Raw genomic sequence first — 21,884 nt, forward strand, 5'->3', positions numbered from 1 at the left:
CTGGAAATCCACTATGAAAAAGACATTCCTCAATAACCCAGTCAAAGCACTGGCCCTGGCCTTCGGGTTGTTCAACTCGGCGGTGTTCGCCGCCGATGCACCGTTGAAAATCGGCACCACCGCGGCCTTCGCGATTCCCCTGGAAGCCGCAGTCGCCGAAGCCGGCAAGCAAGGCTTGAAAGTCGAGCTGGTGGAGTTCACCGACTGGATCGCGCCCAACGTCAGCCTGGCCGCCGGCGATATTGACGTGAACTACTTCCAGCACATCCCCTTCCTGGAAAACGCCAAGGCCGCCGCCGGTTTTGACCTGGTGCCTTACGCGCCGGGCATCATCAACAACGTCGGGCTGTATTCGAAAAAGTACAAAAGCTTCAACGAGCTGCCCGAAGGCGCCAGCGTGGCCATCGCCAACGACCCGATCAACAGCGGTCGCGGCCTGCAACTGCTGGCCAAGGCCGGCTTGATCACCCTCAAGCCGGGTGTGGGCTACAAGGCCACCGAAGAAGACATCGTCGCAAACCCAAAGAAAATCAAAATCCTGCAAGTCGAGGCCGTGCAGCTGGTACGTGCCTATGACGATGCAGACCTGGTGCAGGGCTACCCGGCGTATATCCGCCTGTCCAAGACTTTCGACGCGGAATCGGCGCTGCTGTTCGACGGCCTCGACCACCCGGAATACGTGATCCAGTTCGTGATCCAACCGAAGAGCAAAACCGACCCGCGTGTGATCAAGTTCGTCGACATCTACCAGCACTCGCCGGTGGTGCGCGCTGCGTTGGATAAATCCCTTGGCAAGCTTTACCAAGTGGGTTGGGAAGATAAAAAATGACCGCCGCCCACTCTCAACTGCGCGACCTGGGCACACCGCCCAGGGACGCCGAGCAGACTGAACTGCATCCAGACCTGAACCGCGCGCACGTGCGCTTTATCAACCTGGGCAAGACCTACGACGGCAAGGTGCATGCCCTGCAAGGCATCGACCTGGCGATCCAGCGCGGTGAGGTGTTCGGCATCATTGGCCGCAGCGGTGCTGGTAAATCCTCACTGATCCGCACCATCAACCGGCTGGAGCGACCGAGCAGCGGGCGCGTGCTGATCGATCAGGTGGACATCGGCGACTTCGACGAAGACCATCTGGTAGCGCTGCGTCGGCGCATCGGCATGATCTTCCAGCACTTCAACCTGATGTCGGCCAAGACCGTGTGGCAGAACGTCGAATTGCCGCTGAAAGTCGCCGGCGTGCCCAAGCTCCAGCGTGAGCAAAAGGTGCGTGAGCTGCTGGAGTTAGTGGGTTTGCAGGACAAGCACAAGGCCTACCCGGCGCAGCTTTCCGGTGGGCAGAAACAGCGCGTGGGCATCGCCCGTTCGCTGGTGCACGACCCGCAGATCCTGCTGTGCGACGAAGCCACCTCGGCGCTGGACCCGGAGACCACCCAATCGATCCTCGGCCTGTTGCGCGAGATCAACCGGCGCCTGGGCCTGACCATCGTCTTGATCACCCATGAGATGGCGGTGATCCGCGACATCTGCGACCGCGTGGTGGTGCTGGAACACGGGCGCATCGTCGAGCAAGGCCCGGTGTGGCAAGTGTTTGGCAACCCGCAGCACGAGGTCAGCAAGACCCTGCTGGCGCCGCTGCAACATGGGCTGCCGGAAGAACTGCAAAGCCGGTTGCAGCACTCGCCGTCATCAGCGGACGCTGCAGTGGTGTTGCGCTTGCAGCTCACCGGCAGTGCCAGCGATGAACCGGACCTGGCCGCGCTGTTCAGCGCTCTCGGCGGGCGCGTGCGCTTGCTGCAAGGCGGTGTGGAACGCATCCAGGGCCATGCCTTGGGGCAATTGCTGCTGGCGGTGAATGGCTCACCCCACAGCGCCGAAGAACTGCGCAACCGCGCCGCGAATTGGGCACAACAGGCGGAGGTGCTGGGCTATGTGGTTTGATCGTTTAGTACAGGGCGCCATCGACACCTTGTTGATGGTCGGCGTGTCGTCGCTGATTGCATTGCTGGTGGGGATTCCACTGGCGGTGTTTCTGGTGACCAGCGACAAGGGCGGCATCTACCAGGCGCCGGCGCTGAACCGGGTGCTGGGGGCCTTCGTCAATCTGTTCCGCTCGATTCCTTTTTTGATTTTGATGGTGGCCTTGATCCCGTTCACCCGGCTGATCGTTGGCACCACCTACGGTGTGTGGGCGGCGGTTGTACCGCTGACCATCGCCGCGACACCGTTCTTCGCGCGGATCGCCGAAGTGAGTTTGCGCGAGGTCGACCACGGGCTGATCGAAGCCGCACAAGCCATGGGCTGCCGTCGTTGGCACATCATCTGGCATGTGCTGTTGCCCGAAGCGCTGCCGGGAATTGTCGGCGGATTTACGATTACGCTGGTGACCATGATCAACTCGTCGGCCATGGCCGGCGCGATTGGTGCCGGCGGCTTGGGCGACATTGCGTACCGCTACGGCTATCAGCGTTTTGACACGCAGATCATGCTGACCGTGATTGTGCTGCTGGTGGTGCTGGTGGCGGTGATTCAACTGAGCGGCGATCGCCTGGCGCGGGTGCTGAACAAGAGGTGAGGTATAGTCGGGCCCTCTCAGCGCCCGGTATTCACCGTCATGACCCTCAAGCCCGACGATCTCAACCAGATCACGTCCACCACCCTCGGCCACTACAACACAGTGGCCGAGGACTTCCGTGAAGGCACTCGCGATCACGATGTAAGCCAGAATATCGACGCACTGCTGCGGCATATCCAAGGTGCTGCGCCGTTCACCGTGCTGGATTTCGGTTGCGGGCCGGGACGGGATTTGCAGACGTTTACGCGAATGGGCCATATCGCCGTCGGCCTCGACGGCTCGGAGCGCTTTGCGCAGATGGCGCGCGAAGACAGCGGCTGCGAGGTGTTGCAGCAGGATTTCCTCAAGCTGGACTTACCCGCTGAACGCTTCGATGGGATCTTTGCCAATGCGGTGCTGTTTCATATCCCCAAGCAGGAACTGCCACGTGTGCTCAAGCAACTGCATGGGGCGCTGAAGCCTGGGGGTGTGCTGTTCAGCTCCAACCCGCGGGGTGAGAACCAGGAAGGCTGGAATGGGCCGCGCTATGGGGCTTATCACGACCTGGAGGCGTGGCAAACACTGCTCACCACCGCTGGGTTTGTGGAGCTGGAGCATTACTACCGGCCGGCGGGGTTGCCGCGTGAGCAGCAGCCTTGGCTAGCCAGTGTCTGGCGCAGACCTTAGAGGCAACGCACTTCAAATGTGGGAGGGGGCTTGCCCCCGATAGCAGTGGATCAGTTGGAGCATCTTTGACTGACCCACCGCCATCGGGGGCAAGCCCCCCTCCCACATTTTTAACCGTGTTCTTCCTGTTGGGGTTCGCGGATCTTGTACCAGGCCACATACAGCGCCGGCAGGAACAACAGCGTCAGCAAGGTGGCGATGATGATGCCGCCAATCATCGCGTAAGCCATCGGCCCCCAGAACACTTCCCGGGCGATGGGGATCATGCCCAGACTCGCCGCTGCCGCCGTGAGCAGGATCGGACGACGCCGATGCTCGGTGGCTTCCACCACCGCGTCCCACGGCGTGTAGCCGGCCACTTCATATTCGTGGATCTGCGTCACCAGGATCACCGAGTTGCGGATGATGATGCCGATCAGCGCCAGGATACCGAGGATCGCAACAAAGCCCATGGGCGTGCCCGTGGGGATCAACGCCAGCACCACGCCGATCAGCCCCAACGGCGCGACACTGGCCACCAGGAACATCTTCTGCACGCTGTGCAGTTGGATCATCAGGAACGTCGCCATCAGGAACAGCATCAACGGCACCACGCTGGCAATCGGGCCTTGGGCCTTGCCGCTTTCCTCCACGGTACCGCCCGTGGCGACCTTATAGCCCACCGGCAGGCCGTCGCTGAATTTGTCGATCTCCGGCTTGAGCTGCTTGACCAAGTCGGTCGGCTGCATCTCGTCACGCACCGAGGCCTTGATGGTGATGGTCGGCTTGCGGTCGCGACGCCACACCAGCGGCTGCTCCAGTTCATAGCGCACAGTGGCGAACGCCAGCAGCGGGATCGAGGTGCCGTTGGGCGTGACAATCTGCAGGTTCTGCAAGGTTTCCGGGGTACCGCGCTCGGCGTCCTCGGCGCGGCCGACCACGTTGATCAGGTAGATATCGTCGTGCACCTGAGTCACCGAGGCGCCGCTGACCACGCTGTTCATCAACTGCGCCACGTCTTCGGATGACAGCCCGAGCTGGCGCGCCTTGTCCTGGGCAATGTCGATGCGCAGCACTTTGCCCGGCTCGTTCCAGTCGTAGATGATCTCGCCCAGGTGAGTGTTTTTATCCAGCAGGGTCGCCAGTTCGATGGCGTGCTTGCGCACTTGGTCGGTGTCTTTGCCGGACACGCGATACTGGATCGGGCGGCCCACCGGCGGGCCCATTTCCAATGGCTGCACAAAACTGCCGATACCGACGAAGTCTTCACGCAGGCGTTTTTGCAGGCGAGCGATCAGCTCACCGCGTTCTTCCAGGCCTTTGCTGACGATCACCAACTGCGCGTAATACGGGTTTTCCAATTGCTGATCGAGGGGCAGGTAGAAACGGATCGCGCCCTGGCCGATATAGGTGCTCCAGCGCGTAATGTCCGGGTCGTCCTTGATGATCGCTTCGAGGCGATCAACAGCCTTGCGCGTCTCGTTGATCGAGGCGTTTTGCGGCAGGTTGAGGTCAACGAGGATTTCCGGTCGGTCCGACGACGGGAAGAACTGGTTCTGCACGAACTGCATGGAGAACACCGACGCCACGAACAGGCCCACGGTGATGCCGATGGCCCACCAACGGTTGCGCATGGCCCACAGCATGCCGCCATTGAACGCACGGCCGATGCGCCCCGGCTCAGCGCTGTGGGGTTTCACCTTGGCACTGAGGATGTGCACGCCAATCACCGGCGCAAACAGCACCGCCACCACCCACGACACCAGCATCGCTACGGCAATCACCGCGAACAGGGTGAAGGTGTACTCGCCCGCCGAACTGGCGTTGAGGCCAATCGGCACGAAACCGGCGACGGTCACCAAGGTACCGGTAAGCATCGGGAATGCCGTGGAGGTGTAGGCGTAGGTCGCGGCCTGCTCCTTGGTTTCGCCTTTTTCCAGGCGCGTGATCATCATCTCCACAGTGATCATCGCGTCGTCCACCAACAGGCCGAGGGCGATGATCAACGCACCGAGCGACACGCGCTGCATGGTGATGCCGCTGTATTCCATGAACACGAACACCAGCGCCAGCACCAATGGAATCGAGCACGCCACCACCAGCCCGGCGCGCATGCCGAGGCTGATAAAGCTCACCACCAACACGATGATCACCGCTTCGAACAGCGCGCTGGTAAAGCCGCCGACGGCCTCTTCCACCACCTCGGCCTGGTCGGAGACCTTATGCACACCGACGCCCACCGGCAGGTCGGCGGTCAGTTCGTCCATGCGCGTGTGCAGCGCCTTGCCGAACGACTGGATGTTGCCGCCCTTCTGCATGGCGATGGCCAAACCAATCGCCGGCTTGCCGTTGAAGCGGAACATCGGCCGCGCCGGGTCGACGTAGCCACGGGTAATCTCGGCGATGTCCGCCAGGCGATAGAAGCGGTCATTGAGGCGCAAATTGACATCGGCCAGGTCTTTCTCCGAAGCAAACTGCCCGGATGTGCGCACTGAAATCCGCTCAGGCCCGGCCTCGATCACCCCGGCCGGGGTCACCGCGTTCTGCGATTGCAGGCTCTGCACCACCTGGCGCTGGTCAACGCCCAACGCAGCCAGTTTGCGCGTGGAGAAATTCAGGTAAATCACTTCGTCCTGCTGGCCGATCATCTCGACCTTGCCCAACCCCGGCACCGAACGAATCTCCGCGCGCACCTGCTCCACGTAGTCGCGCAACTGGCGCATCGACAGGCCGTCGCCGGTAAAGGCGTAGACCGAGCCGAACACATCACCGAATTCGTCGTTGAATGACGGCCCCTGCAAGCCCTGGGGGAAGCTACCGCGAATGTCGTCGATCTTCTTGCGGACCTGATACCAGATCTCCGGGATGGCCTTGGCGCTGGTGGTGTCCTTGAGGAACACGAACACCGTGGATTCACCCGGTCGCGTGTAGCTTTTCACGTAGTCGAGGGAGTCGAGCTCTTCGAGTTTTTTCTCGATGCGGTCGGTGACCTGCTTGAGGGTTTCTTCCTGGGTCGCGCCCGGCCAGCGGGTCTGGATCACCATGGTCTTGATGGTGAACGAGGGGTCTTCCTCGCGGCCCAGGTTCATGTACGAGAACACGCCCATCAGCAGCGCGACGAACATCAGGTACCAGACGAAGGACTGATGCTTGAGGGCCCAGTCGGATAAGTTGAAGCTCCCTTTCATCGCGGGCTATCCTCGTCGATTTTGACTTTTTGCCCAGGCTTCAGGCTGTTTACGCCGGCGGTGACGATACGTTCGCCGGGTTTGACCCCACCGTTGAGCAAGGCGCTATCAGCATCACGGCTAAGCACCGTGATGTCGCGCGGTTGCACGGTCTGGCTTTGGGTGTCGAGGATCCAGATGCGGGTCTTGCCGTCGACATCCTGCAAGGCGCTCAGGGGCAACTCGATGCGTGGAGCGATGGCCGAACTCAAGGTCACGCTGATCGCCGTGCCAAGGCGGAACGCGGGCGGTGTTTCGGCCAGGGTCAGGCGCGCGCGACGGGTGCGCGTGGCGCTTTGGGCCTGGGGTTCGATCTCGCGCACAGTGGCAGTGGTGTTGACGCTGGGGTCGAGTTGCCCGGCGACGAGAAACACCACGTCCGGGGGCAGCCGCTCGGCGAGACCGGCGGGCAGGTCGATCACCGCCTCCTTGATGTCCGGGCGCGCCAGGGTCACCACTTGCTGACCGGCGCTGACCACTTGGCCAGCCTCAGCGTTCCAGGCGGTGATAATACCGGCGTGGTCGGTGCGCAGCTCGGCGTAGTTGAGCTGGTCCTTGGCTTGGTTGACTGACGCTTGGGCCTGGTGGAGAGAGGCCTGAGTGGTTTTCAGATCGGTCTGGGCGATATCCAACTGCGCCTGGGCGCCGACGCCACGGTTGAACAATTCCTGCTGGCGGCGAGCGTTGGCCTCGGCGTTGATGAATTGCGCCTGGACGCGAGCGAGGTCGCCTTGGGCGGCGCGCAACTGGTTTTGCTGGTCGGTGGGGTCAAGGACAGCGAGCAAGGCCCCCTTCTGCACTTCAGCCCCCACATCCACGGCGCGGCGGGCGATACGCCCCGACACACGGAACCCCAGGTTGCTTTCGTAGCGCGCCTGGATGGTGCCGGCGAAGCGGCCGAGGGTTTCCTGGTCTTCGGCCTTCACTTCCATGGACAGAACTGGGCGCACCGGCTCGGGCGCGGGTTCTTCCTTGGAGCAGGCCATCAGCAACAGGCTGGCGGCGAGTATGAGCGTCAGGCGCTTCATGGCTTGGCTCCCTGCTGGGCAATCTCGACCAACATGCCGGGATGCAGCAATTGCCCACCGGCCACGACGACTTTTTCGCCGCCTTTAAGGCCGTCACTGATGATGACCTTACCGGTGAGGTACCGCGCCACCGTGACTTTATGCAACTGCGCCTTGCCGTCGCCGTCGACCAGCCACACGGCGGGTTCGCTCAAGTCTTTGGTCAATGCCGACCACGGCAGCTCGACGCTGGGCTTGGCCGGACCATTGGCGGTGGCGCTGACCACCGAACCGAGCTGCATGCCTTTAGGCAGAGATTGCAGCGCAATCTTCACCTGCACCGTGCCGGTGTTGGCCGCCACGGCGGGCGTGACTTCACGGACTTTGCCCTGGGCTTTGATGCTGGGGTTATCCAACAGGCTGACGGTGATCGGCGCGTCAGGTGGCGGCTCCACCAACAGGGACTCATAGACGTTGAACACCGCGTCGCGCTCGCCATCGGTGGCCAGGCTGAAAATCGGCACGGTGGCTTGCACCACCTGGCCGACTTCAGCTTGGCGTGCGGTGATCACTCCCGGCGCATCCGCAATCAGCGCGGTATAGCCGAGTTGTTCACGGGCGTTGGCCAACTGGGCCTGCGCGGCGGCCAGGGCACTTTGGCTGCTGCGCAGCGCGGCCTGCGCAGAATCGTATTCGCTGCGGCTGGTGTAGCCCTTGGGCAGGAGTTTTTCCTGGCGCACAAAGGCAGCGGCAGTCTGTTTGACCCGCGCTTGTTCCGCCACGACCTGGGCCTGAGCGGAATCGACGTTGGTTTGCAAATCCTTGGGATCGAGCTTGGCCAGCACTTGTCGGGCGGTCACGCGGTCGCCCACATCCACCATGCGCTGGATGATTTTTCCGCCGACGCGGAAGGACAAGTCGGTTTGCACGCGCGCCTGGACATCCCCGGTCAGCGTGACTGCCGCGGCGAAATCCGCGGGCTGCACGGTTTGCACAAATACTCGGGAATGCTGCTTGGGTTCAGCCTTTTCCTGGCCGCAAGCGCTCAGCAACACCACTAAACCCAAACCGACGATACAGATGGAAATACGACCGCCCATGCAGACTCCTTGTGCGCGATGCGATGTGCCAGTGTGTATGCGACTGTGAGCTTAGATCAGGGTTCCTTATCTGCATGGGGAAGGCATATTGAGGGGGGTTCACCGGCCTCATCGGGGCATAGGTATCTACACAACGTTGGCTCAACGCTGAACGTCCGGCAGATAGGGCTGTAGTGGCGAGCGGGCTTGTCCCGCTCGCCACAGGGAGATTTGTCAGGGTTTGAAAGTTGTGTAGATACCCCATGCTCCCGATAGCGGCATAACAGTCAGCGCAGAACTAGCCCTGCCACTTCCCGCCTTCAACAATCACACTCTCAGGCTTGGTGTCATCGCTCAGTTCTTTGCGCACATATTGGTCATACAGCTTGAGCAGGAATTTCTCCTCACCCAACTTCGCCAACTCGGCATTCACCCAGTCACGCAGTTCGACGTTGCCCTTCTTCACGGCAGGCGCGATGGGCGCTTCGTCGCCGAGTTTCTCTTCCAGCACGCGGTAGCCGGGGTTCTGCTTGGCCCAGCTGAACAGCACCAGGTTGTCCTGGGCATAGGCATCGCCACGGCCAGCCGACAACGCTTGCAGCGACTCGGAGTTTTTTTCGAACTTGAGCAGTTTCCAATCCGGGTGGTTCTTGGTCAGCCAGATGTCAGCAGTGGTGCCGGTGGTGACGATAGTGGTGCGGGTGGCCAGGTCGTCCAAGCTTTTGACCGAGCTGTCGTTCGGCACCAAGGCCTGTACCGCGACTTTCAGGTTGGGGTTGGTGAAATCCACGGCGTCCTTGCGTTCCGGGGTCACGGTCATGTTGGCGAGGATCAGGTCGACCTTATCGCTTTGCAGGAACGGAATGCGACTCGCCGGCTCGACGGCGACGAATTCGACTTTGTTTTCATCGCCCAACAGGTCTTTGGCGAATCGACGGCCAATGTCGGTATCGAAGCCGACGTAGCGACCGGCTTCATCTACGAAACCAAACGGTGGCTTGTCAGTGAAGACCCCAACGATCAGCTTGTCGCGCGCCTTGATCTTGTCGAGGTAGCTCACGGCAGCAGCAGGTTTGGCGGGCTCTTCGGCCTTCTTATCGCAGCCGGCCAGTAAGGCGACGGCCAACAGTGGCAGCAGTAACTTTTTCATAGCAACTCCAGTTCCTTGGTTTTCTTGGGCAGTGTTGACACAAAGGAGAACTTCTCCAGGAACTGCTGCGCGCGTGCGGTTTGCGGGTTCGTAAAGAATTCTTCGGGGGTGTTGTGTTCGAGGATGCGACCGGCCTCCATAAACACCACGCGGTCGGCGACGGCGCGGGCGAAGGCCATTTCATGGGTGACGATGAGCAGGGTCATGCCATCGCGGGCCAGGCCTTGGATCACTTCCAGCACTTCCTTGACCATCTCCGGGTCGAGGGCGGCGGTGACTTCGTCGAACAGCATGACTTGAGGGTTCATGCACAGCGAACGGACGATGGCGATGCGTTGCTGCTGGCCGCCGGAAAGCTGGCGCGGGAAGGCATCGCGTTTGTCAGCCAGGCCCACGCGCGCCAGCAGTTTCTCGGCCTGCTCGCGGGCCTCGCGGGGGTCGCGCTTTTGCACTTTGAGCGGGCCGAGCAGGATGTTGTCGAGCACACTCATGTGCGGGAACAGGTGGTAGCTCTGGAACACCATGCCGATGTCCTGGCGTACCTGGCGCCAGTCGGTATTTTTTTCCAGCAACTCCTTGCCGGCAAACCGCAGGCTGCCGCTGTGGGCCACTTCCAACCCGTTAAGGCAACGCAACAAGGTGCTTTTGCCGCAGCCGCTGGGGCCGAGGATCACCACCACTTCGCCGCTTTGCACACTCAGGTCGATGCCCTTGAGCACCTGCTGGTCGCCGAAGAATTTGTTGAAACCCTGGAACTCGATCAATGCGCTCATGCTTGGGCCCAGCGCCGTTCCAGCACCTTGGAGGCGGCCGACAACGGGTAGCAGATAAAGAAGAAAAACAGGAACAGCACGCCGTAGATCAGAACCGACTCATAGGTGCGCTCGATGATTTGCTGGCCCACCTTGATCACATCCACCACGCCGATCAGCACCGCCAGGGAGCTGGTCTTGATGATGCGCGTGTAGACGTTGATGGTCGGCGGGGTCATACGCTTGAGGGCCTGGGGCAGCAACACGTAGCCGTATAACTGCGGGTCGGACAAGCCAATCGACAGGCCGGCTTCGCGCTGGCCACGGGGCAGCGAATGCAACGCGCCGCGTACCACCTCGCCCACTTCGCTGGCGCCCCACAACGACAGCACCAGCACCGCGCACCAGAAGCTCGGGATGCTCAGGCCAAAGAAGATCGGCAGGCCAAAGAACAGCAGGTACAACCACACCAGCACTGGAATCGCCCGGAACAGCTCCAGGTATACCCGCAGCACCGCGTTGATCAGCGTGTTGTTCAAGGTGCGCAGCACGCCATACAACACGCCGCCGACCGTACTGAAGGCGATGCTCAAAAACGAAATCGACAGGGTTTGCGCAGCGCCCTTACCCAATTGCGGCAACGACACCCACAACAACTCAAGACCCGAACTGGCCATGCTGGAGCCTCCTTTCCAAGCGGCTGAGCAGCAGCGATAGCGGCAAGAACAACAGCACGCAAATCAGCGTCAGCACGGCGAGCATTTCGTAGGTCTTGTAGTAGAGGGCGATGTAGCTCTTGGTGGTGTAGAGAATCTCCGGCACCGCCACGGCAGAGACCACGGTGGTCTCCTTGAGCAAGAAGATGAAGTTGGCGAACAACGCCGGCAGGCTGAGGATGCCCGCTTGAGGCAGGATCACGTGGCGCAGCAGTTGCCAGTGAGACAGGCCAATGGACTTGCCCGACTCGATCTGCGCCAGCGGCACCGCTTCCACACCGGCGCGCAGCACTTCGGTGAGGTAGGCACCGCCGAGGAAGGTCATGGTGATGATGGCCGCCCAGAACCCGGAGATATTGAAGCCCAGGGCCGGCAAGGCGAAGTACACGAAAAACAATTGGATCAGCAGCGGCGTGTTACGCGCCAGCTCCACGTACAGCGCTACCAGGCGCGACAGGTAGGGCGTGCGAAACACCAGCAGCGCGGCGTTGATCAGCGCCACCAACAGCGAGGTGGCAATGGCGATCAAGCCTACTTGCAGTGTCACCCCAACGGCTTTTAGAAACGCCGGCAGGGTGCTGAGGATAAATGCGAAATCGAAGGTCATCTTGAGTCCATATCGCCGCATGGGTAATGCCGCGAGCGCAGTCCGTTCCGGCGTGGGTAACGCCGGGTAGCGCGAACTCTAAAGGTATAAAAAGCAAAATTTAAATACCTAAATAGCATATTGATATCACCCAAAAAGATAACCCCCGGATTCGCGGGTTGGACAGGTGGCAGCTATGGTTGGGGGGTCTGTTTTTCGAGGGAATGAACCATGAACAAAGCGAAACCGATTGATCCGCAGGAGCTGGTGAAGTGGTTGGTGGCGTTGCGCAGGGCGATTAACAGCCGAGCTCTCTAAAACCACGAACAATCCAAAGTGAGATGAAGATCAAGTGTGGGAGGGGGTTTGCTCCCGATAGCGGTGGTTCAGTCAGTACATCTTTGACTGACACACCCCTATCGGGAGCAAGCCCCCTCCCGCATGTCGATTGCACTCCAAATTCCAGGCATAAAAAACGCCGACGCTCTACAAGCCGTCGGCGTTGAAACCTTGAAGGGGGTTTTGAGTTACATCAGAACGCCGGCACGACCGCGCCGTTGTACTTCTTCTCGATGAATGCTTTCACTTCCGGGCTGGTCAGGGCCTTGGACAGTTTCTGGATAGCGTCGCTGTCCTTGTTGTCCGGGCGAGCCACCAGGAAGTTCACGTAAGGCGAGTCGGCACTTTCGATGATCAGCGCGTCCTTGGCTGGGTTGAGGCCAGCTTCCAGGGCGTAGTTGGTGTTGATCAAATCCAGGTCAACCTGGTCCAGCACGCGTGGCAGCAGGGCCGATTCCAGCTCTTTGAACTTCAGGTTCTTCGGGTTGCTGGCGATGTCTTTCGGCGTGGCCAGGGCGTTGGTCGGGTCTTTCAGGGTGATCAGACCGTTCTTTTGCAGCAGCAACAGGGCACGGCCGCTGTTGGAACCTTCGTTCGGGATGGCAACGGTGGCGCCATCTTTGAGCTCAGAAATATTCTTGATCTTTTTCGAGTAACCGCCGAAGGGTTCAACGTGCACGCCAACCACGGTAACCAGGTTGGTGCCCTTGCCCTTGTTGAAGTTTTCCAGGTACGGCAGGGTCTGGAAGTAGTTGGCGTCCAGGCGCTTCTCGGCAACCTGCACGTTTGGCTGTACGTAGTCGGTGAAGACTTTGATTTCCAGGTCCACGCCTTGCTTTTTGAGGGCTGGCTTGACCAGTTCGAGGATCTCAGCGTGCGGCACTGGGGTCGCGGCTACGACCAGTTTCTCGTTGGCCTGGGCGAAGCCGGCAGTCAGGGCAGCCGCCAGAGCGGTAAACAACAGAACCTTTTTCATGCAGTGTCCTTATCGGAATTCCGGGGGCGTCGGTGACGACCGTTTTTATGTGGTGTGCCAGCGAAGTGCTATCGCGGCGTGAAACGGACAATACCTATATTTTTTATTCCCGAACAATATCTTTTATTCACGTTGATATTCCATTTTGCTCATACAGGAATTTTCGCAATGATTCCTGCTCGGCAGGACTGGCAGCGTTGAAAATCCGCTGCAGCTGCTCCACCGGTGAACCCGCCACCGGCAGGTTCAAATGTTCGGGCAAAATCTCGTCGCCACTGCTGACCAGCAAGGCAAAGTGAATAACGTTCTCCAGCTCGCGCGTATTGCCCGGCCAGCTGTGGTGCTCCAGGACTCGCTGGGCAGCGTCGCTGATCAACGGCACCGGCAGGTCCAGGCGCTGGCTGTAGATGCCCAGGAAATATTCGGCCAACGAAAGGATATCGCCGACCCGCTCGCGCAGCGCTGGCAAGTCCAGTCGGCCTTCGCTCAAGTAATGGAACAGTCGCTCATGAAACTTGCCCGCCGCCACGGCCTGGGCCAGATCAATACTGGTGGCAGCTACCAAGCGCACATCCACCGGGCTGGGCTGATGGGCGCCGACGCGGGTAACTTCGTGGTTTTCCAGGGCTGCGAGCAATTTCACCTGGATCGGCAACGGCAAGTCGCCGATCTCATCCAGGTATAAGGTGCCGCCATTGGCCGAACCAAACCACCCGGCCCGGCTGCTGGCCGCGCCGCTGTGGGCGCCCGCCGCGTAGCCGAACAACTCGGCGTCGGCGTAGGTGGGACTGATCGCGCCGCAATTGACGGAGACAAACAGCCCGGTGCGATCACTGCCCCTGTGAATATGCCGCGCCAGCAGTTCTTTACCGCTGCCGGTCTCGCCGCGAATCAACACGGGCAAAGCACGCGGTGCGAGGCTTTCCAGCTCTTCGCGCAGTTGACGCGAACGCGGGTCGACGAACACCAGTGCCTTGGCACGAATGCTCAGCGGGCTCTTTTCGGCGTCGGGGAAGGTCAGCAACGGCTGGCCGAAGGTTTCATGCAGACTCATGGCAGGCTCCCGCCCCAAATCCACTCAGGGACAGGGCGTTGAAAAAATTTATGCGCTACGCCGGGCGTGGTGCTCAAGGCGGCTTTGCAGGCGATAGAGGTAGGCGAAACCCTGCTCCCAACGCTGGTGGCCGGACTTCACATTGATATGGCCGGCGCCGGACAGGATGCCGGCTTCGGCGCCCCAATTGCGCGCCAGTTCCAGCGCACGCGGGGCGCTGACGGCACTGTCGTTGTCGGAGCTGACCACCTGACTGGGAAAAGGCAGCAAGTCGGTCGGGATCGGCGCGAAGTTGCGCAGGGCTGGAGAGCAAGCCGGACGTTCGACATCAGCCGGCGCCACCAGCAAGGCACCGCGCACCTGCCGCAAGTACTGCAACGGCGCAGCGGCGGCCCAATGGGCCACAGTGATGCAGCCAAGGCTATGGGCGATCAGGATTACCGGCGTGCTGTCGGCAGCGATGGCTTCAGCCAACGCAGCCACCCAGTCTTCGCGACGCGGGGTGAGCCAATCGGCCTGCTCAACGCGCGCGCTGTTGGGCAAGCTATTTTGCCAATGAGTTTGCCAATGATCTTCTGGCGATCCTTGCCAGCCCGGCACGATCAAATAACGAATCGACTCGCTGTGCATGGGTGTGCCCTCCTGCAGCGTTTAACGTTGTAGGACAGTATAGGGACGAGGGTTATATTCGTTAAGGAATAAGAAGCTATTTATTAATAACCAAAAAACCGAATGTATCTAGACTCAAAATGTGGGAGGGGGCTTGCCCCCGATCGCGGTCCGTCAGCAACAAATAGGTGGCTGATCCACCGCTATCGGGGGCAAGCCCCCTCCCACATTGACTCGATTTCACATTCAATTTGCAGTGGTTTTTAGATGACGTGATGGGTACGAGGCATGCAGTCGATGGTGCGATTTACCACGGTCTTGGCCATTTCCAGCAAATGCCACACCGCATGGATTTTCGCTCGATCATGCGGTTGCAGGTGGTCACAACAGTCCCATACGGTGGCCTAGGCGCTGTGAATCAGATGGGCGATATAGAGTTGGGCGTCCTCGAAACCGAGGTTGTCGTTGGCGACGAGACAGTCAACGGGTGGATCGGGAAGTGCTTTTGTCATGGTGCAACTCCTATTGAACACCGGAGCTAGCACTAGCGCTGCTAAACGATAGGTGGCAGCTGTACGCGGGTTAGCAGACTGGTCAATAGGAACACCAGCGCACCCGAGGGTGCCCCACGCACAGCCACCATAAATGGAGATGTGAACCGTGTGCCTATTGAAATCAGGCTGCTAAACCCGATCACTGGAAACCAGCGACGGGCCGAAGACTAGCCATCCATTCCAACAACCACAAGGCGGCGGGGATTGTCTCGGAAACGTCCTGCAATTTAAAGGGACATGACTTGCTGGCCCTTTAAAAACCATGACGGTTCTTAATGGCAGCACTGACGAGCTTTCGCTTCTGACCATGGCACATGACTGCGTTAAATAGCCGCCTTCATTTCCTCCCCCGCCCGAGCCCCATGGACAACTCCAACATCGCGATCACCCTAGTTTTGATATCTGCCCTCATGCACGCCACTTGGAACGCAGTCGTCCGGGCCGGGAGCAGTCGCTTGATGACCTTGGCCATGGTCGACGGTACGGCGTTGCTGATCTGCCTGGCGGCGCTGCCGCTGGTGAATGCGCCAAGCCTGCAGGTGTGGGGCTACGTGCTGGTTTCCGTAGTGCTCAACACCGCCTATCGATTGTTCCTAATCAAAGCGTATGAAACCGGTGATTTCGGCCAGGTCTACCCGGTGATGCGTGGAGTGCCACCGGTTCTGGTCGCACTGTTTTCTTACGTCCTGCTGAATGAGCATCTGTCGTTCCACGCATTGGGCGGGGTGTTGCTGATTTGTGTAGGCATCATCAGCCTGACATTCGTGCGAAGGATGACCGCGCGCATGTTCAAACCAATCTTGATGGCCGTATGTGCTGGTGCGTTTATCGCGTCATACACGGTGGTGGATGCCAAAGGGGTAAGAGCCAGTGAGACGGTGCTGCAATACATCCTCTATCTGACGGTATTCCAGAGCATTCCGATTCCGGCGCTGGCGTTTTTCAAGAAGCGTTTGGCATTCGCCGAGGCCATTCGCAACCATTGGAAAGTCGGCGTTATGGGCGGCGTTCTTTACCTCACTTCCTACGGATTGGTGCTGTTTGCGCTGTCCCTGGACGCGGTGGCCAAGGTCTCAGCGTTGCGGGAAACCAGTGTTATTATCGGCGCCATTATTGCCGCGCTGTTTTTTCACGAGCGGTTCGGCTGGCGGCGGATGCTTTCGGCGTTCGTCATTGTTTGCGGGATCATCCTGATCAAAGTGAGCACCTGATGGGCCAACGTCCGCCACCTACTCCCATGCTGCAAGCCTTCGTCAGCGCTGCGCAAACGGGGAGTTTTGCGCGCGCCGCCTCCCAGTTGAACCTGACCGCCAGTGCGATAAGCCATCAGATTGCAGGGCTGGAGGAGTGGTGGGGCGTGCAGTTGTTCGAGCGCCACTCTCGGGGCGTCAATCTCACCGCTGCGGGACAGGCTTTGTTGCCGGTGGCTGACGGTTTTTTCAACGCGCTTGAGGCGGTGTTGCACACACTTAACCCGAGCAAGTCCCAGCCGCTTTACCTCTCGTGCACGTCTTCTCTGTGTTCCACCTGGCTGATTCCCAGGATGCATGGTTCTCACTCCGACGCTTCATTGAATCTCGACCTTGTATTGACCAGTGCGGATATGAACAGCACCCATCTCGGCGCCCATCAATTCGATGTTGCGATTGTGATGGGATACGGCAACTACCCGGATCATCATGCCGAGCTACTTATGCGCGATGCCGTGTTCCCGGTTTGCTCACCGGCATTTCAACAAGCGAACGGCGATATTCCGCTGACAGATATTGCGCGATACCCGCTCATTCACCGCGTGGACGATCAAGTGTGCCCGGGGTGGGAAAGCTGGTTTGCATTTCAGGGCTTGGCGGCTGCGCCTTATCACCATGGGCCGCGCTTTCCGGACTCAAGCCTGGCAATCAGCCTGGCGGTGAAGGGGGGCGGGATTGCGCTGGCCAGAACAGCGTTGGTGTATGACCAGTTGGAAGAAGGTGCATTAGTCACGCTAGGCGGCCCGGTGATGATGTCGCCGGCCGCGTACTACGTTATTTGTCGGAATGGGCGGCAGTCGGAACCTGATATCGCCAGGTTGATTAACTGGCTAAAAGAGAGCGTTAGAACGTTTCAGCGAGAAGTTGAACTCCGGTATCCACAAATCGCTGGGGTTGGCGCACTTTGAACGTGTGGTATTGCTGAAACCCAGGCAAAAAAAAGGCCGCACCCTGCCAAGGAGACGGCCAAAAAATTGTCGAAGCTTTTGAAGCTAACGTGCAGTAATCACCGACAGTTTGGTAATCCCCGCGCGCTCGATAGACGCCATGGCTCGCGCCACTTCGCCGTAGTTCACTCCGTCATCCGCCTGCAGTTGCACCCGCACATCGGGGTCCTTGGCCTTGGCCGCCTGCAGGTTGAATTCCAGCAGGTCCGGCTGGATTTCGTCCTTGTTGATAAACAGTTTGCCGGCGCCGTCGATGCTCACCACCAGCGGGTCTTTCTGCTCCACCGGCGCCACGGCCTCGGTCTTGGGCAGGTTGATCGGGATCGCGTTGGTCAACAGCGGCGCGGTGACGATAAACACCACCAGCAGCACCAGCATCACGTCTACCAGCGGCGTGACGTTGATCTCGCTCAGCACTTCATCGCTGTCTTGCGTGGAAAAGGCCATTTCAGGACGCCTCCTTCACTTTTTGCGGGTTGCCGGCAGCGCTTTTGTTGAGCGCCGGGTGCAGCAGCACACGGAAGGAATTTTTCTGCGCCAGGCTATAGAAGTCGTGGGCGAAGTCATCCAGGTCGGCGGCAGTCAGCTTGAGGCGACGCAGAAAGTAGTTGTAAACCAGCACCGCAGGTACGGCGACGGCGATCCCCACGCCTGTTGCAACCAGTGCGGCACCGATGGGACCGGCGACGGTTTCCAGGCTGGCGGAGCCGGCGGCGCTGATGCCCTTGAGCGCTTCCATGATCCCCCACACGGTGCCGAACAGGCCGATAAACGGCGAGGTGCTGCCGATACTGGCGACCACGGCCAAACCGGTCTCCAGAGAGCGGCGCTCACGTACGATCTGCTGGCGCAGGGCGCGTTCGAGGCGGTCCTGATGGTTGATTGCCTGGCTCAAGTCGGCAGCGTGAGGCGCATCGCCAACCTGGATCGCGGCATAACCGGCCTGGGCCACGCGGGCAGCGGCACCCGGTTGGGTCTCTGCCAATTCAGCGGCTGAATCAAGACTCGACGCCGCCCAGAACTGTTTGTGGAACTTGCGATCCTGTGCCTTGAGGCGACCGAACTGCACGCCCTTGAGCAAGGCCAAGCCCCAGGTGGCGACCGAAAAGACCACCAGCAGCCAGATCACCGCGCTTTCGATGGATTCAAGTGGAGATGCTAATGCCATGATGTTTTCCCTCTGTACAAGTCGCGGCGTGTGCAACACACCGAAGCGCAATAGTTAGTGAATCTTGAAGTCGATCGGAACGCTGACCCAGCCGTCCTGAGCCACATCGCCCTGCTTGGCCGGCACGAAGCTCCAACGCTTTACGGCGGTCAGTGCGGCGTCGTCGAGTTGCTGGCGACCGCTGCTTTTCTGGATCTGGATCTCACCCGGCTTGCCGCTGGCCAACACATGAACCCGCAACAACACCGTGCCTTCCCAGCCCCGGCGCTGGGCCAGTGACGGGTATTCAGGTGCCGGGTTCTTCAGGTACGCGGCGTTGGCAGAAGCCGGAGTAACCGGGGCGGGCGCAGGCGCGGCGACCGGCGCTGGCGCAGGTGGCGCAGGGACCGGTGGCGCCGGCGGTTGCTCTACCGGTTTGGCGACCGGTTTGGGCACGGGTTTTGGCACCGGCTTGGGTTTCGGAATCTTTTTCGGCGCCGGCTTGGCAGCCAACTCATCCACCACAGGGGGCGGTGGCTCGACCACAGGCGGCGGTGGTGGTGGCGCAGGCGGTGGAGGTTCAACCACTGGCGGCGCTGGCTGGGAAAACTCGATGGTCATCGGTGGGATTTCCGGCGGCACAATCGGCAGCACTGGCGTCGCCTTCTGGCTCACCCAATAGATCACCGCACCGTGCAGGGCCAGCACCAGCAGCCCCAGCAGAATCCCTTCGCGGCGGCTAGAGAAACGCTTTGGAGTCTTCTGCGTTCGCAGTTGCCCCAACGGCGCGCGGTGCGGCCGGCCAAGGTCGACCAACTCACCACCAGGTGCCTGACGCCATAGCGCCTCGTGTGCACTGGCGGCGGTCTGGACATTGCCCATTGATTCACTCCCTACGGTCTTAAAACAAAAACCGACAGGCCTGCGTGGAAGGCCGTCGAGGGGTGAATCATCGGGGCCAGACGCTTATCTCTTAAAGTAATCTTTGAAGTTATACATAGATCTAAATTGAATAAACAAAGCCGGCACGAACGCCCAAGCCAGAGCCTGCAAGGCCTGGCGCCGAGGTGTGTTTTTTCAATGCTTTTCAGGCATAAAAAATATTCAGTAAAGGCATGGTTCGACGGGGCTGTTTGCGCACAAATCCAACAGTTCAGCCTGCAAGCATTGCCCCGCCGCGCTCAAGCCAGGACGCGCATATAACGCCAGGCGCACGCCTTGCACCGCCGGTAAACCGCTGTCCGGCCCCAACTCCACATGCCCAGGCTGCACCACCCGGCGCGGTAACAGACTCACGCCCAACCCCGCCGCCACAGCCGAACACACACTGGCCAGGCTGGCGCTGGAATAGCCGATGCGCCAGCGCCAGCCGCTGACTTCCAGGTGGTGCAGCATTTCGTTGCGGTACAACCCGCCCACCGGAAAGGCCACCAACGGCAAGGGGGCGCGGCCCAACGACGGCATGCTGCGGCTATCGACCCAACACAGCGGCTCGGGCCACGAGGCCAGACAGTCATCGCTGTCGCCCATCTGCTTGACCAACAACACATCGAACTCGCCGCTGCGGAATTGGCGCTGCAACTCGGGACCGAGACCGCTGGTGACCTCCAGGCGCACCCGTGGATACGCCAACACAAACGCCGAGAGCAGCGGCATCAGGCGCTCTGCGGCAAAGTCTTCCGGTACCCCCAGGCGCAGCACGCCGTCACTCTGCTGGTTGATCAGCACATCGGCGGCTTCTTCATGCAGCGCAAGGATGCGCCGCGCATAGGCCAGCAAACGCTCACCTTCAGCCGTGGCGACCACGCGGCGTTGGTCGCGGTCCAGCAACTGGCACGCCACCGCGTCTTCGAGGCGCCGGATCTGCTGGCTGACGGTGGATTGGGTCAAATGCAGTCGCTCGGCGGCGCGGGTGAAGTTGCTGCAGTCCACCACGGCGACAAAGCTTCTGAGCAACACGGGATCGAACATCATCATTCCCTTTGCCACTGGTTGGCATGGTTATATTTAATTTCAGAATACCTGTGGCGATGGCCATACTCACGCCTCATTTACCCACTGCATGGACGCTGCATGACCCTCAACAAATCCCTCGCCGGCTGGGGCCTGCTGGTAGTGCTGGGCCTCAACCTTCGGCCGATCCTCAGCTCTATCAGTCCGCTGCTCGGTGAAATCCGCTTGGCCACCGGCCTCAGCTTCCAGAGCAGTGCCCTGCTTACCAGCTTGCCGGTGGTGTGCATGGGGCTGGTGGCGTTGGTGGGCGTGCGCGTGGAAGCGCAACTGGGTGAACGGCGCGGTATCGCCCTGGGTTTAATGATGATTCTGCTGGCGTGCCTGGCGCGCTGGGTGATGGGCCAAGCGTCGGCGCTGCTGGTCACGGCGTTGCTCGGCGGTGCCGGTGTGGCGCTGATCCAGGCGTTGGTGCCCGCGATGATCAAGCGTGAGTTCCATCATCGCGTGCCGGTGGCGATGGGCGTCTATTCGGCCTCGCTGATGGCCGGTGGTGGCTTGGCGGCGCTGCTCAGTCCGTTGGTGGCCACGCATTTCGAGGACTGGCAGGCAGGATTGGGCGTGTGGCTGTTGCCAGCGCTGGGCGCCTTGTTGCTGTGGGCCTGGCTGCCGCTGGGCGCAGCAAAAAATCCCCAGGTGGTGCCCGCATTCAAGGGCCTGCGCAATCGTCGCGCCTGGCTGCTGGCGGTGTATTTCGGGCTGGTGAACTGTGGCTACATGAGCCTGGTGGCGTGGCTGCCGGCCTACTATCAGCAATTGGGCTGGGGCGTGCTGCCCAGCGGTTCGCTGCTGGCGTTCATGACCATTTTCCAAGTGATTGCCGCGCTGCTGATGCCAGTGCTCGCGCAACGCGGTATCGACCGTCGCCCCCTGCTCGGGATCAGCCTGCTGGCACAAACGGTGGGTTACCTCGGTCTGCTGCTGGCGCCGCTGCAATTTCCTCATCTGTGGGTGGCGTTGTGCGGCTTCGGTCTGGGCGCGTGTTTCGCCTTGAGCCTGCTGTTGACCCTCGACCACCATCGCGACCCTCGGCAAGCCGGGCAACTGGCGGCCTTCGTACAAGGCGTAGGCTTCCTGATCAACGCGATCTCGCCGTGGATGACCGGCTGGCTGCGCGAGATCACCGGCAACTTCACCAGCGCCTGGATGGTATTGACGGTGACTGCAGTGGCGATGCTGATGGTGACGCGGGTGTTCAGCCCGACGAGTTACCGCACGGCCCCCGCTCTATAGATATGCTTTTAAGATCTAGTTAAACCAA

At 60.5% G+C, this 21,884-nt stretch carries 21 protein-coding genes; 7 read left to right on the forward strand and 14 right to left on the reverse strand.

Annotated features, from left to right (window positions below; all coding sequences use genetic code 11):
* Nucleotides 1-13 precede the first annotated feature (13 nt).
* The 4 genes from AB4N82_RS08700 to AB4N82_RS08715 are packed head-to-tail and all read left to right on the forward strand — an operon-like array spanning nt 14 to nt 3,241.
* Nucleotides 14-829, forward strand: a complete 816-nt coding sequence (locus AB4N82_RS08700; protein ID WP_122764497.1) for a MetQ/NlpA family ABC transporter substrate-binding protein — start codon at nt 14-16, stop codon at nt 827-829.
* Nucleotides 826-1,941, forward strand: a complete 1,116-nt coding sequence (locus tag AB4N82_RS08705) for a methionine ABC transporter ATP-binding protein (protein WP_122764496.1) — start codon at nt 826-828, stop codon at nt 1,939-1,941. Before AB4N82_RS08700 ends, AB4N82_RS08705 begins: the two co-directional genes overlap by 4 nt.
* A complete protein-coding gene (locus AB4N82_RS08710; RefSeq protein WP_003187635.1) occupies nt 1,931-2,575 on the forward strand; it encodes a methionine ABC transporter permease in 645 nt (214 codons plus the stop codon). The genes AB4N82_RS08705 and AB4N82_RS08710 overlap by 11 nt, the downstream gene beginning before the upstream one ends.
* Nucleotides 2,576-2,614: 39 nt before the next feature.
* The gene (locus tag AB4N82_RS08715; protein WP_122682173.1) at nt 2,615-3,241 is read left to right on the forward strand and encodes a class I SAM-dependent methyltransferase; all 627 of its coding nucleotides are present in this window, start codon (nt 2,615-2,617) and stop codon (nt 3,239-3,241) included.
* Between the two features lie 110 nt (nt 3,242-3,351).
* Here AB4N82_RS08715 and AB4N82_RS08720 read toward each other — a convergent pair whose 3' ends face one another.
* From AB4N82_RS08720 to AB4N82_RS08765, 10 genes are all read right to left on the reverse strand, one after another.
* Entirely contained in the window at nt 3,352-6,408 is a 3,057-nt protein-coding gene (locus tag AB4N82_RS08720) for an efflux RND transporter permease subunit (protein WP_099602126.1), read from the reverse strand.
* On the reverse strand, nt 6,405-7,475 hold the full coding sequence (locus tag AB4N82_RS08725; RefSeq protein WP_122764495.1) for an efflux RND transporter periplasmic adaptor subunit: 1,071 nt from the start codon (nt 7,473-7,475) through the stop codon (nt 6,405-6,407). The genes AB4N82_RS08720 and AB4N82_RS08725 overlap by 4 nt, the downstream gene beginning before the upstream one ends.
* A complete protein-coding gene (locus tag AB4N82_RS08730) occupies nt 7,472-8,554 on the reverse strand; it encodes an efflux RND transporter periplasmic adaptor subunit (protein WP_099602125.1) in 1,083 nt (360 codons plus the stop codon). Before AB4N82_RS08730 ends, AB4N82_RS08725 begins: the two co-directional genes overlap by 4 nt.
* A gap of 277 nt (nt 8,555-8,831) precedes the next feature.
* Complete coding sequence (locus AB4N82_RS08735; protein ID WP_095186306.1) at nt 8,832-9,683, reverse strand: transporter substrate-binding domain-containing protein; 852 nt, start codon at nt 9,681-9,683, stop codon at nt 8,832-8,834.
* Entirely contained in the window at nt 9,680-10,456 is a 777-nt protein-coding gene (locus tag AB4N82_RS08740; RefSeq protein ID WP_032884906.1) for an amino acid ABC transporter ATP-binding protein, read from the reverse strand. Before AB4N82_RS08740 ends, AB4N82_RS08735 begins: the two co-directional genes overlap by 4 nt.
* Nucleotides 10,453-11,112, reverse strand: a complete 660-nt coding sequence (locus tag AB4N82_RS08745) for an amino acid ABC transporter permease (RefSeq protein WP_032884905.1) — start codon at nt 11,110-11,112, stop codon at nt 10,453-10,455. Before AB4N82_RS08745 ends, AB4N82_RS08740 begins: the two co-directional genes overlap by 4 nt.
* Complete coding sequence (locus AB4N82_RS08750; RefSeq protein ID WP_032884903.1) at nt 11,093-11,758, reverse strand: amino acid ABC transporter permease; 666 nt, start codon at nt 11,756-11,758, stop codon at nt 11,093-11,095. The genes AB4N82_RS08745 and AB4N82_RS08750 overlap by 20 nt, the downstream gene beginning before the upstream one ends.
* Before the next feature lie 511 nt (nt 11,759-12,269).
* Nucleotides 12,270-13,052 (reverse strand): MetQ/NlpA family ABC transporter substrate-binding protein, encoded by a 783-nt coding sequence (locus tag AB4N82_RS08755; protein WP_095186308.1) that lies wholly within the window; start codon nt 13,050-13,052, stop codon nt 12,270-12,272.
* A gap of 127 nt (nt 13,053-13,179) precedes the next feature.
* Entirely contained in the window at nt 13,180-14,106 is a 927-nt protein-coding gene (locus tag AB4N82_RS08760; RefSeq protein ID WP_032884899.1) for a sigma 54-interacting transcriptional regulator, read from the reverse strand.
* A 48-nt stretch (nt 14,107-14,154) separates the two neighbouring features.
* Nucleotides 14,155-14,736: an alpha/beta hydrolase gene (locus tag AB4N82_RS08765; RefSeq protein ID WP_032884898.1), complete on the reverse strand. Its 582-nt coding sequence runs from the start codon at nt 14,734-14,736 to the stop codon at nt 14,155-14,157.
* Nucleotides 14,737-15,631: 895 nt separating this feature from the next.
* Here AB4N82_RS08765 and AB4N82_RS08770 point away from each other — a divergent pair.
* Entirely contained in the window at nt 15,632-16,480 is an 849-nt protein-coding gene (locus tag AB4N82_RS08770) for an EamA family transporter (protein ID WP_032884895.1), read from the forward strand.
* Nucleotides 16,480-17,427: a LysR substrate-binding domain-containing protein gene (locus AB4N82_RS08775; RefSeq protein ID WP_122682178.1), complete on the forward strand. Its 948-nt coding sequence runs from the start codon at nt 16,480-16,482 to the stop codon at nt 17,425-17,427. The genes AB4N82_RS08770 and AB4N82_RS08775 overlap by 1 nt, the downstream gene beginning before the upstream one ends.
* Before the next feature lie 84 nt (nt 17,428-17,511).
* Here the strand turns inward: AB4N82_RS08775 and AB4N82_RS08780 are convergent, their stop codons facing one another.
* The 4 genes from AB4N82_RS08780 to AB4N82_RS08795 form a co-directional block, all read right to left on the reverse strand.
* Nucleotides 17,512-17,913: an ExbD/TolR family protein gene (locus AB4N82_RS08780; protein ID WP_010565408.1), complete on the reverse strand. Its 402-nt coding sequence runs from the start codon at nt 17,911-17,913 to the stop codon at nt 17,512-17,514.
* Between the two features lies 1 nt (nt 17,914).
* Complete coding sequence (locus tag AB4N82_RS08785) at nt 17,915-18,637, reverse strand: MotA/TolQ/ExbB proton channel family protein (protein WP_099602154.1); 723 nt, start codon at nt 18,635-18,637, stop codon at nt 17,915-17,917.
* A 51-nt stretch (nt 18,638-18,688) separates the two neighbouring features.
* Nucleotides 18,689-19,495, reverse strand: coding sequence for an energy transducer TonB (locus tag AB4N82_RS08790; RefSeq protein ID WP_099602120.1), 807 nt, complete (start codon nt 19,493-19,495; stop codon nt 18,689-18,691).
* A gap of 222 nt (nt 19,496-19,717) precedes the next feature.
* Nucleotides 19,718-20,584: a LysR family transcriptional regulator gene (locus AB4N82_RS08795; protein WP_122764522.1), complete on the reverse strand. Its 867-nt coding sequence runs from the start codon at nt 20,582-20,584 to the stop codon at nt 19,718-19,720.
* A 102-nt stretch (nt 20,585-20,686) separates the two neighbouring features.
* Between AB4N82_RS08795 and AB4N82_RS08800 the strand changes: the two genes are divergently transcribed.
* A complete protein-coding gene (locus AB4N82_RS08800; RefSeq protein WP_122764493.1) occupies nt 20,687-21,856 on the forward strand; it encodes a CynX/NimT family MFS transporter in 1,170 nt (389 codons plus the stop codon).
* Nucleotides 21,857-21,884 lie beyond the last annotated feature (28 nt).

Source organism: Pseudomonas sp. H1_D04 (assembly GCF_054683855.1).